Raw genomic sequence first — 13752 nt, 5'->3', positions numbered from 1 at the left:
CCTCCACCACCACCGCCACCTCCTCTTGAAACAATTGAAAGGAGGAAATAGCTTAGAGTGCCTCCAAAAAACATGAAATCGAGTACTACAACCCCGATTATGATAATGACCAGCAGCCAGGTTGGGATTGGGAAATCCTGCTCTTGTTGCTGCTGTTGCGGGACATCTCCGAACTCATTGGTGCCTGAAACTTCATTTGCGAGCGCCTGGTACGTATTCATAACCGCCAGATTAGGCTGGCCATTTTTCAGGTGGGGGATGGCGTATTCATCAAGAATTCTTCCTGCTTTGCCATCAGGTATCGTCCCTTCAAGTCCGTACCCAACTTCAATCCTTATTTTTTTTTCTTTCATCGCCAATACTAGCAGAACACCGTTATTATCCTTTTCAGTGCCCAGGCCGTATTTGCGATAGGCTTCAACTGAGTATTCTTCAATGCTTGTGTCACCGATGGAATCGACTGTGAGAACCGCAACTTGGGAGGTTGTTTGATCTTCAATCGACCTTCCTATGTTACGCATCTGGATTTCTTCATTTTCACTTAAGATATTCGCAAAGTCCTGGACATAGATGTCCCCCACAGGTGCCGGAATTTCATTTGGTGCCGCGATTGCTCCGACCGGAAGCAGCAACAGCAGGATGCCAATTATTGCTGCTAATCCGGAGAACCTTCCTTGGCTCATGGTTAGCCTCCAAAATCAACCGAAGGGGCTTCTTGTGCCCTTGGGTCCGCTTTGAAATATTCCTTTTCGTCAAAACCGGTAATACTTGCAACCATGGCACCTGGGAACTGCTTGACCTTTTTGTTATACACGGCTACTTGATCATTATAGTCTTTTCTTGCCACTGCCAGTCTGTTCTCCGTGCCAACAAGCTCGTCCATCAATTGAGTAAACTGTTTGTCTGCTTTTAAGTTTGGATAATTCTCAACTACAACCAGCAATCGACTTAAAGCGCCAGATAGCTCTGCGTTAGCAGTTGCCTGATCTTCGGGTGTTTTAGCTCCGGCTAAGCGTGCTCTCGCATCTGAAATCGATTGAATCACTTCTTTTTCATGAGCAGCATATCCCTTTACAGTATTAACAAGGTTCGGGATAAGGTCGAGCCGTCTTTGAAGCTGGTTCTCAACTTGAGCATATGCCTGGTTAACATTTTCCTCTTCGTTAACGAAGCTGTTATAACTTCCTACTCCCATCATGATAAAAATACCGACTATGACTAACAAACCAATAATAATTCCTAATCCTTTTTTCATACATTTGCCACTCCTGTTTCTAAGATGTATTGGTGATGCCCGTATTTTTCCCTCTTTTAGCAGGTTTTTAAACTTAAAGGTTTTTTTCTTAGGCTCTGCTAAAGGTCAATGTTGTTTTTAAGCCTGTTGATTGGAGTGGAAGGCGCGAAGACTCCAGCGGGAGCAGCGGGACAGGTGAGACACCGAAGGAGCGAAGAGACGAGGAAGCTCACCGCACGCCCCGCGGAAAGCGATGCGCCTGGAACGGAAATCAACAGTTAACGCTAACAGAGCCTTTTCTTAAAAAACTCCACCCACAATAGAGCCAACTGGAATGATAGTTTTTAGAATAAAATCAAGGGAAATACTGATAAAAGAAAGAAATTCAGATATACTCTACTTATGGATAAGTCGTTAAAGGTAAAGGAATGAATTAGCATGAACAATGAGAGAGAAAACCAAAGCTTAAAATTATTCATTGTCCTGTCGAGAGCTTACAGGGCAGTTAATGAAAAAGTAAACAAGGTTATCCAGAAAAATGGACTGAACCCTACTGAATTTGCTGTCCTTGAGCTTTTGTACCATAAAGGGGAGCAGCCATTACAGCAGATTGGCGGAAAAATATTGCTAGCTAGCGGCAGCATCACCTATGTTGTCGACAAGCTTGAAGAAAAAGGATATCTCAATAGAGTCGCCTGTCCAAAAGACCGTCGAGTGACTTACGCTAAAATCTCAGACGATGGAAAAAAATTGATCGAAGAGATTTTCCCAGAACACAGCGCGTTGATCCATGAATTGATGGACAGCCTTGCAGATGAGGAAAAGGCAACCGCCATTGAGTTATTAAAAAAGCTCGGGCTTTCTGTCAGCAAATATTAAAAAAACGGCGTCTTAGCCGTTTTTTTGTTTATTTTTTCGGAATAAAAAGGGAAATAATGAATATCCGTAGAATAGGAAAGAGATGGGGATTGGCTCAATCCCAGATAGAGAAAAAGGGGGCAATAACATGAATTTTGAGCAGTATACATATACGCGTCCAAATCTTGAAGAGGTTACAGTGAAATTTGATCAGCTTCTGGGAAAATTCAAGAATGCTGGTTCTGTTAAAGAACAGAGTACAGCAATGAATGAAATCAATGAACTTCGCAATGATGTTGGGACAATGTTCAACCTTTGCTATATCCGCCATTCAATTGATACAGAGGACGAGTTCTATAAGCAGGAACAGGATTTTCTTGATGAACTGGCACCTCAGGTAGAGGGACTTGTGACGAAATACTACGAAGCATTAGTTGCATCACCTTACAAAGATGAACTTGAAGCTAAGTGGGGCCGCCAGCTTTTCGCACTGGCAGAAGCACAATTAAAACAGTTCTCTCCTGAGATTGTTCCTTTGATGCAGAAGGAAAATAAACTATCTACTGAATATACGAAACTAGTAGCTTCAGCAAAAATTATGTTTGAAGGTGAAGAAAGGACTCTCGCACAGCTTGATCCTTTTACAGAGTCGAAAGACCGTGAAACAAGAAAAAGAGCAAGTGAAGCAAAATTCGCATTTTTCTCTGAACATGGAGATGAATTTGACCGGATTTATGATGAGCTTGTAAAAGTAAGAACGGAAATTGCCCATAAGCTTGGTTATAAAAACTTTGTAGAGCTGGCCTATTTCCGTATGAACCGAACAGATTACGACAGCAAAATGGTTGCTGCTTTCAGGGACCAGGTTCACCAATATATTGTTCCTGTTGCTACAAAGCTCAAGGAACGCCAGTTGAACCGCATTGGAGTTGACGCACTAAAGTATTATGATGAACCGTTTGGCTTCGAAACAGGCAATGCAATACCTAAAGGAAGACCGGAGTGGATTGTAGATAACGGGCAGAAGATGTATGATGAGCTTTCGAGTGAAACTGGCGAATTTTTCCGATATATGAATGAAAACAACCTTATGGATCTTGTTGCTAAGAAGGGGAAAGCCGGAGGCGGTTATTGCACGTATATTGAAAATTATAAATCGCCATTTATCTTTTCTAATTTCAATGGTACATCAGGAGACATTGATGTTCTCACCCATGAGGCAGGGCATGCTTTCCAGGTTTATTCAAGCCGCCATTTCGAAATCCCTGAATACAATTGGCCAACATATGAAGCCTGTGAAATCCATTCGATGAGTATGGAATTCTTTACTTGGCCGTGGATGGAATTGTTCTTTAAAGAGGATACAGATAAGTACAAATTCTCTCATTTGAGCGGGGCTCTTCTGTTCCTGCCTTACGGAGTTTCAGTTGATGAATTCCAGCACTGGGTATATGAAAACCCGGAAGCAACTCCTGCAGAGCGCAAGCAGCAATGGCGTGAAATCGAGAAGAAATACCTTCCACATAAAGATTATGACGGGAATGCATACCTGGAGGAAGGCGGATTCTGGCAACGCCAGGGACATATTTATAATTCTCCATTCTACTATATCGATTATACACTCGCGCAAATCTGTGCCTTCCAATTCTGGAAGCGTTCACGAGAGAACCAGGAAGAAGCATGGAAGGATTACGCGAATCTATGCAAGCTAGGTGGCAGCATGGCCTTTACTGAGCTAGTAAAAGCTGCTAATTTGATCTCACCTTTTGAAGAAGGCTGTGTCGAATCAGTAATTGGAGAAATTGAAAGCTGGCTGGATTCCGTAGACGACAGCAAACTATAATATAAATAGTAAAAAGCGAAGCCTGCGGGCTTCGCTTTTTACTATTTTCTGTGATGTGCATATTAATTTGAGTACTTAAAACTTGGTTAGAAAGCAATCTATAAAGTATCAGTTTGCTATCTGCGTTCCTTTTTAACCTGCCTGTAGAAAAATACTTCATAAATGACAGGTACTAAAATCAGTGTCAGCAGGGTAGAGGAGGTAAGTCCCCCTATCACCGTCACTGCCAGCCCTTTTGAAATTAAAGTGCCTGATGAAGTTGTAAGTGCTAACGGGATTAAGGCTGCTATGGTAGCAAAGGCGGTCATCAGGATTGGCCGCAGTCTTGTTATCCCTGCCTCTACAAGAGCCTCGCGTATTGTCATTCCTTTTTCCATACGATTCTGGCCGATCCTGTCTACAAGGACAATGGCATTTGTTGTAACGATACCAATTAGCATCAGCAATCCTATCATGACACTTACAGACATTGGTTCATCCGCAATCCAAAGCCCAAGCAGTGAACCAATTGGGACGAAAATCAAGGATGAAAGAATGATTAATGGAATCCTTGCCTGCCCAAATGTAATCAGCATTGTCAGGTAAACAAGGCCGATTGCGACCACTATGGCAATGCCAAGCTGAGTGAACGTCTCGACTGTTTCATCACTTCCTCCGCCTCCTTCTAAGGAAACACCATCAGGAAGGTCAAGCTTTTCCACACCGTTTATGACGTTTGTAGAAACAGACCGAATATCATTGGAAGCAATTTGTGCAGAGATTTGTGCGAATATTTTTCCGTCCAATTTCTGAATGGACGTAAAGGCGTCTGTTTCTGTGATTTCGGCAATATCTGTAATCGGGACAGGTCCCTGCTGGGTGAAAATTATCGTATTCTTTAAATCTGCTATCGTCTCTGATTGATCATCATAAGTGATCGAAACCTTCCGTTCCTCTTCACCTAGTTTCATTGTCCCCGCATCCACAGGCTTTGTTTTATCTGTGATCGTTCCGAGAATCTGGAATCCTGAAAGACCAAGTTCTGCAGATTTTTCAGAATCAATATCCACAATCACTTGCTTTTGTTTTTCGGAAAAATTGTTCGAGACATATTTTAAATCATCTTGCTCTTTCATATATTCTTCAACCCTTGCAGCTGCCTTCTGCAATGCTGCTAGGTCAGTCGAATAAAGGTCAATATTTACATTGTTATTTGATGGAGGTCCGCCTGTAGATTGCTCCTGAATGACTATTTTCGCATCCGGTTCAATCTTAAGTACAATTTCCTCCATTTCTTTTTCTAGCTCTGGTATAAAGGTTGAAACGCTTGCGCCATCATCAAGGCTGATAAAATAATTTGCCTGGTTCTGACGCTTCAGACCAGTTTGGAAATCGCGGCTGCCGATCCCTACCGTTACGTCCTTGATTTCCTTTTTATCTGCAAACATTTCCTCTACCTTCATTGAAACATCATTCGTCTTTTCGAGCGATGTAGAGGAAGGGAGCTGGAAGGTAGCGACAAGCAGCCTTTGTTCCTCGTTAGGGATGAAAGTAAAGCCAAGACCTTTTACAAGGAAACCTGAGCCTGCCAAAAGCAGGAATGAAAGTACAATGACAAGTGCTTTATGGTTGAGTGACCACTTAATGCCACTTGCATATGCGCGTTGCATAGCGCCTTCCTTTTCTTCCTTAGGCACCATTTTAAATGAGAATTTTGCAAGGATAGGAACGATCGTAATCGCGACGATTAATGATGCAAGCAATGAGAATACAATTGTCAGCGCAAATGGAAGGAAGAATTCTCCGGTAATCCCGCCTACAAGCCCAAGAGGTAGGAATACGACGACTGTTGTTATGGTCGAAGAAGTGATTGCTTTCAGGATTTCTTTGGTTGAATCCTGGATCAGTTCATCTGTCATGCCTTCCTTTGTCTTCCGGACTCTCCTGAAGATATTCTCGATTACAACAATGCTGTCATCCACAACTCGGCCAACAGCAACGGCCATGCCACCGAGTGTCATGATATTCAAAGAAATATCGAGCTGATTAAGGAAGATAGAAGAGATTAAAAGCGAGAGCGGTATTGAAACGATGGCTATGATGGTAGCCCTGAAGTTTCTTAGAAAAATAAGTACCGCAATCGATGCGAATAGTGCTCCCAACAATCCTTCTTTTACTAATGTATTAACAGACTTTTCGATGCCCTCTGCAGAATCAAAGCCAATTGCGTAGTCAAGGCGTTCGCTATAGCTGTCTATTACGGCTAATACTTTTTCAGCAACCTCTACTGTATTGGCATCCTGTTTTTTCGTGATCGCCATTGATAAAGATTCTTTTTCATTGTAGCGGGTGATTTCTGGCTTTTCTGTTACAACCTCAATGGAGGCAATATCACCAAGCTTTACCGCAGGAGCCTCCGGAGCAAATTTTGACTTAATCAGCAAGTTTTCAAGCTCTTTGACTTCTTCAATTTTCTCTTGTACCCTGACTGGGACCTGGATTTCATTTTCGTTCAGGTTCCCAGCTGGAAAGCTAAACTTTTTCGAGTTAATCGTTTCTTTAATTTCATTTAAGCTTAGTGCCAGTTGGGCTGCTTTTTTCTCATCAATGGTTATCTGGAGTATATCCTCAGTCTGCCCGCCAACGGAAACACTGTTAATTCCCTGGATTTTATTAAGTTCAGGAATGATTTCTTGATTTACAAGCTGTTCAAGGTCTTGGTCCCCTTTGGCAAAAAGGGAAATGTTAAAAATAGGGAAGGAGCCAAAGGAAAATCTGTTTACATTCGTCTGTACATTTTCTGGAAGTCCAGCCTCTTTTATATAAGTATTTACTTGCTGCTCGGCATCATCCAGATCTGTATTAAAAGGGAACTCAAGATTGATGATGGCGATGCTTTCAAAAGATGAGCTCTGCATCTTTTTGATGCCTTCAATACCTTTTAATTTTGTTTCCAGTTTTTCCGTTACCTGTTCATTAATATCTTGCGGGGAAGCACCGGGATACACGACTTCGATTGAAAGTTGTGGAAACTCGATATTAGGGAGCAAATCCACCTTTAAGCGTGTAAAAGAATACAATCCTCCAAGAATTAATAAGAAGGAAATGATAAATACAGCAAAAGAATTCTTTAAACTGAATTTTGTCAGGAACTGCATAAGGTTTACCTCTTTTCTTAAAATGTATGCTTTTATTCTATATGCCTTTTATGTAGTTTTCATTTTTAAACTGTAAAAATCTAAAAAAATTAAAAAGGCCCGGAACAATGTCCGGGCGTCTGCATTATTTACGTTTAATTGTGATTGTGTCATTTTCGATAACTGCAGTCAGTTCATTTTCAGCCGGCTTTTCCAGGATGAAGTCAGCGATGGAATCCTCAAGCTGTTCCTGTATAGAACGGCGAAGTGGACGTGCGCCGAAATCAGGGTGATATCCAAGCTCCGCTAATTTCTCTTTTACTTCATTAGAAACTTCTAAGCTGATATTTTGTTCTTTAAGAGTGTTTTTCAGCTCAGCTAGCATCAAGTCGACAATTTGAAGAAGACTTTCCTTTTCAAGTGATTTGAATTCTATAATGCTGTCAAATCGGTTAAGGAATTCTGGTTTGAAGAAGCGGCCAAGTGAATCAAGAATGCTTGATTCAGTAACAGCCTCGCTTTGATCAAATCCAACCTTAATCGTTTTGTGTCCAACGCCTGCATTGCTTGTCATGATGATGACGGTATCCTTGAAGCTCACTGTACGTCCCTGGCTGTCAGTCAGGCGTCCATCTTCAAGGATTTGCAAGAACATATGCTGGACGTCAGGATGAGCTTTTTCGATTTCATCGAGCAGGATGATGCTGTAAGGGTTGCGGCGGACTTTCTCAGTCAATTGGCCAGCATCCTCGTGTCCAACATATCCTGGTGGTGAACCGATCAGCTTAGAAACACTATGCTTCTCCATATACTCACTCATATCAAGGCGAACCATTGCGTCCCTAGAACCGAATAATTCTTCAGCAAGTGTTTTGGTTAATTCTGTCTTACCCACACCAGTTGGTCCAACAAAAAGGAAAGATCCAATTGGTCGATTTTTGGATTTCAGGCCTGCGCGGCTGCGACGGATCGCTTTTGCAACCCTTTGAACAGCTTCTTCCTGTCCAATGACTTTGTCATTCAGATTTGCAACAAGATTCTTCATCTTTTCCTGCTCATCGTCCTGTAGCTTTCCCACAGGGATTCCCGTTTTCTTTTCGATGATTTCCTGGATATGCTGGACTGTAACGACCGGACGGGCTGAATTTCCGTTTGCATTTAAAGCTTTTTCAAGCTTTGTCTCTTCGTCACGGAGCTTAGCGGCAGTTTCATAGTCTTCCTGGTTAAGAGCCTGTTCCTTTTCCTTCGCAATTTCAGCAAGGCGGCTCTCCGCATCGTTTTGATTTGTGTAATCAGATACAAGATTTATTTTTGAACCGGCTTCATCCATTAAGTCAATCGCTTTATCAGGAAGGAATCGATCCTGAATATAGCGGTGTGATAGTTGAACGCATGCCTTGATCGCATCTTTTTCAAATGAAACTTCATGGAAGTCTTCATACTTAGACTGGATTCCCTTCAGGATTTCAATTGCTTCGTTCACAGTTGGTTCAAGTACATGCACAGGCTGAAAGCGTCTTTCCAGTGCTGCGTCTTTTTCTATTTGACGGTATTCTTTCAGCGTAGTCGCCCCGACGACCTGCAGTTCACCACGTGCGAGCGCAGGCTTCAGGATATTTCCTGCATCCATGGAGCCTTCAGCAGAGCCAGCGCCTACAAGCTGATGAATTTCATCAATAAACAAAATGATATTCTTGCGAGCTTGCAGTTCTGAGATCAGCTGTTTCATTCTTTCTTCAAATTGTCCGCGGATTCCTGTATTGGAAACCATGGAAGCTACATCTAACAGATAAACTTCTTTGTTTTTCAATTTATTCGGTACATTGCCTTCTGCAATTTTTAATGCGAGACCTTCAGCGATGGCTGTCTTACCAACACCGGGTTCACCAATGAGAACTGGATTGTTTTTGTTTCTTCTGTTTAAAATTTCGATGACACGCTTTACTTCTTCGTCGCGGCCGATGACAGGGTCGATCAGGCCTGTCTTGGCAATCTGGGTCAAGTTTCTTCCGAATTGATCAATAAATCCGTTTCCCCCACCAGCTGTCTTATGTGGGGGAGCAGCTGGAATCTGATCTGGGATATCATTGTTCATGTTACCTGACAATTGTTTAAACATATCGTTAAATGGCGAACCTCCAAAACCGGCAAATCCGGACATTTGGCTGCCGAAGGATGCACCTAATTTTTCTCGCTCTTTATTGTAGCAATCTTCACAGAGCATTAAATGCTTCTGATTACCGTTTAAATTTACTTTCAATTGGATATTAGCGTGTTTCTCCTGGCAATTTTGGCAAAGCATTTAAATTCCTCCTTCAAAGGTATCTATTTATATTTTTAATCAAAATAGTCGTTTTTTTGACTTTGACTATCTTTGATCAATCTACTTTCATTATACTTTGACCTTTTTTGACTTTCAATAATTTTGATTATGGTAATTTTTACATTTTTGTAACTACTCTTTTTAAAAGCTCGTCATGGTTTGTCTTAGTTCACATATATTGAAAGGGAGGAGGGGAATGCTTTGAAGACAAACTGGGGAGCTGCCTTTCAAATCGCTGCTGTTTATGTTGGCACGGTGGTGGGTGCCGGCTTTGCGACCGGGAGGGAGATCGTCGAATTTTTTTCCCGCTTTGGCATATTTGGATTGATTGGAATATTCATGAGCGGATATATGCTTATTTACATGGGCTCCAAGCTGATGAGAATTGCTGCCTCAATTGGAGCCCATTCATATGAAGAAATGAATGAACATCTGTTTGGGAAGTTTTTCGGAAGATTGATCAATCTAGTCATGCTGGTAATGCTTCTTGGGGTATGTGCTGTTATGCTTTCTGGGGCTGGGGCTGTATTTGAAGAACAACTTGGACTGACCAAATCACTTGGAGTATTCATTACAATCGCTCTTTCGCTTGCAGTCATGTTCGTCGGCTTGAAGGGGGTATTTGCAGTAAATACATTTGTTGTGCCAATGATGATCATATTCAGTCTAATCCTAGTCTTCCTATCAGTGCAATTGCCAGGCTTTATCGAACAAGTGGTTTTTATGCCATATTCAGAGGATGGATGGAAATCCGTTGTGGCTCCATTTTCATACACAGCATTAAATCTTTCGCTTGCTCAGGCAGTGCTTGTCCCAGTAGCAGCGGAAATTAAGGACGACAATACCGTGAAGTGGGGCGGAATTATTGGAGGCATCGCCCTGACATTAATTCTCCTTTCCAGTCATTTAACCTTGATCATGCTGCCAGGGTTTGAAACCTTTGAAATTCCGATGGCAGTAATCATGAAGCAGCTGGCTTCTGGTCTGTACTGGATTTTTGTATTGATCGTTTATGGAGAGATTTTTACGTCAGTAATTGGCAACATCTTCGGTTTGGAAAGGCAGATCCAAAAACACATCAAGCTTCCTAGTATGTTTGTCGTATCATTGTTGTTTCTGATTTGCTATTTTATAAGCCTAATCCATTATGGAACACTGCTTTCGATTCTGTATCCCGTTTTTGGTTACATCAGCTTAATTTTTATTATCCTACTATGGATGAAACCAGTGAATACAAAGAGTTAAATATTTATTGCTAATATATGGTAATATGTTGTAGAATTCAATTATTAACAAAAGCTTGTAAAGGTGTGATGGGCATGAAAAATAAAGATTTGGTAATGTCTGTTCTGCTTAATGCTTTTTTAGGTTATCTTTGGATTCTTTTTATCAATCATATAATTATGGTTGCAAATTCTCTCGATAACTTTGTCCTGGGGGTTATGATCATGATTGGAGGTACGACACTTTTTTGGGAAATTGTAAAAAGGGTATCTCCATTGAATGAATACCAAAACAGGCATCCCGTAAAAATTGCTGGGTTTGTCTCCTTTGGAATTGTAGTCACAGTAAATCTTTTCGTTTTCAATTTAATATAAAGGCTTTGTAAACTTGTCTGTTGATTTTCTCTAATCATAGAAGTTTCTAAAAAACACAAAAATATCCAAAAACTCAGCCAAATAAAAAAGAAGGGAGGCCCCTTCTTTTTTATTTGTTCCCTTTTAGGATGGTTTTGCCCATTTCCAAAAAGGCATTCCTATGATCAGCATTATCCTTCGTGAATAATGTCAATTTGATTGGCTGTTGTTCATTTTTTATCAGATATGATGTTACAGTCTCTGGTCCGCTCTTTGTTTCCATTGCCCATGCATTTTCAAAGAAAGCATCATCAGGAATTTCGGCTTCCTTCACATCTGGTCCTACAGCTGTTAGCTGGGCTTTTGTGTTTTCTTCCATTAAAGCCCACTCGATATCTGCAGGAAGCAGTTCAATCCTCATAAAGACACTGTCATCCTCAGTCAAGAAGAGGACATCTTTATTAGGTTCTTCTCCAGTAAGCTCATATTCAGGTAAAACATACATAGAATAGTTTTGATTGTCATTGTATTTTAAGAAGGCTGTTTCTTCTTTCTGTTCACCATTGACTTTATAAGTAAAGTTTTGTTCAAGGATCCGAATTACGCCATCCTCACCTTTTTCTTCCGATTGCTTCTGGTCTGTTGTTTCTTGTCCATCAGCTTGCTCTTTTTCAGTATTTTCAGGTGTAGATACTGGCTTTGAAGCTGTTGTCTTATCAGCAGGTTGCTCATCAGAACCACATCCTGCAATAAACATTGCGGACAAGCTAAGCACTGCAAAAGGTTTTACTAATTTGTTCATATATATTGCCCCCTGTATTCTCATTTGGTGTTAACTATTCTTTTAGACGCGAATGATATAAATAAGTTACAACCACAATACCCTAAAAAAAAGATAACATGTACAAGATGTCGTAACAATAAAAAAATGACCCATTCAGGCCATTAGTGGGTTAAGTCATTTTTTTTATCGAAGCGGAAGGAATACAAATAATAATAAATCAAACACAATATGAGAGACAATAACTAAAGGAAGGCTTCGCTTCCAGGCATATAAAATGCTCCAAGCGGTTCCTGCGGTGATCGCAGCAAGCACAAGGATAAATTCTCCGGAATAAAGGTGAGCAGAGGCATATAGGAATACAGAAAGTCCGATGCTCATTTTCATGCCATAATGTTTATTAAGGCGCTTTTGGATGAATCCTCTCCAAAAAATTTCTTCTCCAGGAGCAATGATTAAAACGAGCACAAGATAATGCCAGATTATTTCTGGTGAAAATCTGCTGTATAGTCGAGAAATTTGCGTGGTTAAAGGGAGGTTAAGTATATCGATAAATGAGCTTCCCAGCCAGAAGAGTCCAAAAAGGCCAAGTCCCGATGCAACCCCTATGGGAAAATATGATAAAGTCGAAGCCTGATCTTCGATTTCTTCATGTTTGATGGAATAACTGATTAATACTAGCATGGATGCTGTGAATATATACCAGAATACTGTCTTATCCTCGAAGGTAAAAAATAATAGTAGATGTGCGATCAATATACCTAAAATCAATCTGCGATCCGCCATCCATTTTTTCATTAAAACTAACCCCTTTCCAGAAGAAACAAAACTTATTGTATCAAAAAATTGCTTAAAGTTGTAAGGAAAAGATTTCATCTAATTGGGGAATGGTAAGACAGAAGTAAATTCTATTTGGGAGGTATTATCATGTCAGAATCAAAACATGAACAAGAACGCAAATGGACTGTCCGCAAGCAAGATCAGCACCCTCACGGGAAAGTAAAATCATTTAAGGAATTGGCAGGCAAGGAAAAGAAAAAATAATCCAATAAGAAAAAGCAGCCCAGGCTGCTTTTTCTTGATTTTCCATATATTAATAGGCTGTTTCCTTAATAATCTTATAGTTTTTATGATTGATAACAGTTCTCTGATCTAATTCTAAATCGCGGAAATTGTTCATATAAGTTAAATCGACAATGACGGAATTCTCATTGACTTTTTCTACAACCCCTTGTAATCCTTCTTTGAATTCGATTACATTTCCCACTTCAGCTTTCTTCAAAATAACCTCGCTCCTTCGTTATCTTTCGAATTACTAACATTTTGCACTAAAATTACAAAGCCGTAAAGAAAAATTCGTTATAAATTTCAAATGTTCACGAAATTTTCACTTTTTAAAAGTTAGAAAATTCAATTTATATAATTGTTATTATATAAGAAATTTTAGATTCCATCTACAGGAAAATATGTTGTTCCTTTAATTTCTTATATTAAGCAACTAGTTAAAGCGGCAATACTATTTATTTCCCATCAATTAAATATCAAAAACATCAAGTTTCATTACATTCAGAATTAGGCGATTGCCTGTTGCATTATTATTGGGAAAATATAAAATAGTTGTTAGTTTATACAATTAGGGAGTGGACTTCGATGGATAAAGAACAAGCAGTTAGAATGCTTGACAGCCTAAAGAATAAAGAAGTGGATGAAATATTTGTGTCGAAACAAGATTTCATGATTTTTCGGGAAGTGATCGTAAACAGGGAAGATTTTAAACATTACAGGGGAATTGCCCAAAGAGGCGGGGATGTCATTTATCAATATTTGGACGAGCCTAGGAGTTAAGAATTTTTATAAATGAGTGAAGATCAATGAGAAGCGCTGCATAAGCGTTTCTTTTTTTTGTTTCTGTTTTAATACTAATCTCAAAACAACTCGTAACCTGTTTTTCTCTTTGAGTTGTTCTCGGACCTCTTCTCATAACAACTCGACGACTGATTTTCTCTTTGAGTTGTTCTCG

Annotated in this window: 14 protein-coding genes; 6 read left to right on the top strand and 8 right to left on the bottom strand. The window is 40.2% G+C overall.

The genetic code is table 11. The annotated features are described in order from the left end of the window. Window positions 1-683: TPM domain-containing protein (locus tag V7654_RS01625; RefSeq protein WP_335427950.1), on the bottom strand; the 683-nt coding region annotated here is incomplete at its 3' end. Window positions 684-685: 2 nt separating this feature from the next. Beyond that, window positions 686-1255 (bottom strand): LemA family protein, encoded by a 570-nt coding sequence (locus V7654_RS01620; RefSeq protein ID WP_335427949.1) that lies wholly within the window; start codon window positions 1253-1255, stop codon window positions 686-688. 417 nt (window positions 1256-1672) lie between these two features. On the opposite strand from V7654_RS01620, the gene V7654_RS01615 reads away from it, so the two are divergent. Further along, window positions 1673-2113, top strand: coding sequence for a MarR family winged helix-turn-helix transcriptional regulator (locus V7654_RS01615; RefSeq protein WP_335427947.1), 441 nt, complete (start codon window positions 1673-1675; stop codon window positions 2111-2113). 127 nt (window positions 2114-2240) lie between these two features. Beyond that, window positions 2241-3935, top strand: coding sequence for a M3 family oligoendopeptidase (locus V7654_RS01610; RefSeq protein ID WP_335427946.1), 1695 nt, complete (start codon window positions 2241-2243; stop codon window positions 3933-3935). Between the two features lie 116 nt (window positions 3936-4051). On the opposite strand, the gene V7654_RS01605 is transcribed toward V7654_RS01610, so the two are convergent. Together V7654_RS01605 and V7654_RS01600 are read right to left on the bottom strand one after the other, a co-directional pair. After that, complete coding sequence (locus tag V7654_RS01605; RefSeq protein WP_335427944.1) at window positions 4052-7072, bottom strand: efflux RND transporter permease subunit; 3021 nt, start codon at window positions 7070-7072, stop codon at window positions 4052-4054. A gap of 124 nt (window positions 7073-7196) precedes the next feature. Beyond that, window positions 7197-9353, bottom strand: a complete 2157-nt coding sequence (locus V7654_RS01600) for an ATP-dependent Clp protease ATP-binding subunit (protein WP_335427943.1) — start codon at window positions 9351-9353, stop codon at window positions 7197-7199. A gap of 222 nt (window positions 9354-9575) precedes the next feature. Between V7654_RS01600 and V7654_RS01595 the strand changes: the two genes are divergently transcribed. Beyond that, the gene (locus V7654_RS01595) at window positions 9576-10619 is read left to right on the top strand and encodes a YkvI family membrane protein (protein ID WP_335427942.1); all 1044 of its coding nucleotides are present in this window, start codon (window positions 9576-9578) and stop codon (window positions 10617-10619) included. Window positions 10620-10693: 74 nt separating this feature from the next. Further along, window positions 10694-10972 (top strand): hypothetical protein, encoded by a 279-nt coding sequence (locus V7654_RS01590; RefSeq protein WP_335427940.1) that lies wholly within the window; start codon window positions 10694-10696, stop codon window positions 10970-10972. A 109-nt stretch (window positions 10973-11081) separates the two neighbouring features. Here the strand turns inward: V7654_RS01590 and V7654_RS01585 are convergent, their stop codons facing one another. Continuing rightward, entirely contained in the window at window positions 11082-11753 is a 672-nt protein-coding gene (locus tag V7654_RS01585; protein ID WP_335427939.1) for a hypothetical protein, read from the bottom strand. A 165-nt stretch (window positions 11754-11918) separates the two neighbouring features. Further along, entirely contained in the window at window positions 11919-12530 is a 612-nt protein-coding gene (locus V7654_RS01580; RefSeq protein WP_335427937.1) for a CPBP family intramembrane glutamic endopeptidase, read from the bottom strand. Window positions 12531-12659: 129 nt separating this feature from the next. Here V7654_RS01580 and V7654_RS01575 point away from each other — a divergent pair, with 129 nt between their 5' ends. Continuing rightward, entirely contained in the window at window positions 12660-12776 is a 117-nt protein-coding gene (locus tag V7654_RS01575) for a DUF6254 family protein (RefSeq protein ID WP_335378961.1), read from the top strand. Window positions 12777-12825: 49 nt separating this feature from the next. Here the strand turns inward: V7654_RS01575 and V7654_RS01570 are convergent, their stop codons facing one another. Continuing rightward, complete coding sequence (locus tag V7654_RS01570; RefSeq protein WP_207498658.1) at window positions 12826-13014, bottom strand: DUF2187 family protein; 189 nt, start codon at window positions 13012-13014, stop codon at window positions 12826-12828. Window positions 13015-13382: 368 nt separating this feature from the next. Here V7654_RS01570 and V7654_RS01565 point away from each other — a divergent pair, with 368 nt between their 5' ends. Then, entirely contained in the window at window positions 13383-13577 is a 195-nt protein-coding gene (locus tag V7654_RS01565) for a hypothetical protein (protein ID WP_335427936.1), read from the top strand. Here V7654_RS01565 and V7654_RS01560 read toward each other — a convergent pair. Further along, window positions 13567-13752 (bottom strand): hypothetical protein (locus tag V7654_RS01560; RefSeq protein WP_335427935.1); only part of this gene is annotated, 186 nt, incomplete at its 5' end. The genes V7654_RS01565 and V7654_RS01560 overlap by 11 nt on opposite strands.

It is taken from the genome of Bacillus sp. JJ1609, from assembly GCF_036967045.1.
In the GTDB taxonomy this organism is placed as follows: domain Bacteria; phylum Bacillota; class Bacilli; order Bacillales; family Cytobacillaceae; genus Mesobacillus.
Note: the sequence above shows the minus strand (reverse complement) of the source record. Positions and strands in the feature narration are given on the sequence as shown.

What these genes read in the sequence shown, in the direction of transcription:
- V7654_RS01620 (WP_335427949.1), bottom strand. Translation starts at nt 1,255, where the DNA reads ATGAAAAAAGGATTAGGAATTATTATTGGTTTGTTAGTCATAGTCGGT.
- V7654_RS01615 (WP_335427947.1), top strand. Translation starts at nt 1,673, where the DNA reads ATGAACAATGAGAGAGAAAACCAAAGCTTAAAATTATTCATTGTCCTG.
- V7654_RS01610 (WP_335427946.1), top strand. Translation starts at nt 2,241, where the DNA reads ATGAATTTTGAGCAGTATACATATACGCGTCCAAATCTTGAAGAGGTT.
- V7654_RS01605 (WP_335427944.1), bottom strand. Translation starts at nt 7,072, where the DNA reads ATGCAGTTCCTGACAAAATTCAGTTTAAAGAATTCTTTTGCTGTATTT.
- V7654_RS01600 (WP_335427943.1), bottom strand. Translation starts at nt 9,353, where the DNA reads ATGCTTTGCCAAAATTGCCAGGAGAAACACGCTAATATCCAATTGAAA.
- V7654_RS01590 (WP_335427940.1), top strand. Translation starts at nt 10,694, where the DNA reads ATGAAAAATAAAGATTTGGTAATGTCTGTTCTGCTTAATGCTTTTTTA.
- V7654_RS01585 (WP_335427939.1), bottom strand. Translation starts at nt 11,753, where the DNA reads ATGAACAAATTAGTAAAACCTTTTGCAGTGCTTAGCTTGTCCGCAATG.
- V7654_RS01580 (WP_335427937.1), bottom strand. Translation starts at nt 12,530, where the DNA reads ATGAAAAAATGGATGGCGGATCGCAGATTGATTTTAGGTATATTGATC.
- V7654_RS01575 (WP_335378961.1), top strand. Translation starts at nt 12,660, where the DNA reads ATGTCAGAATCAAAACATGAACAAGAACGCAAATGGACTGTCCGCAAG.
- V7654_RS01565 (WP_335427936.1), top strand. Translation starts at nt 13,383, where the DNA reads ATGGATAAAGAACAAGCAGTTAGAATGCTTGACAGCCTAAAGAATAAA.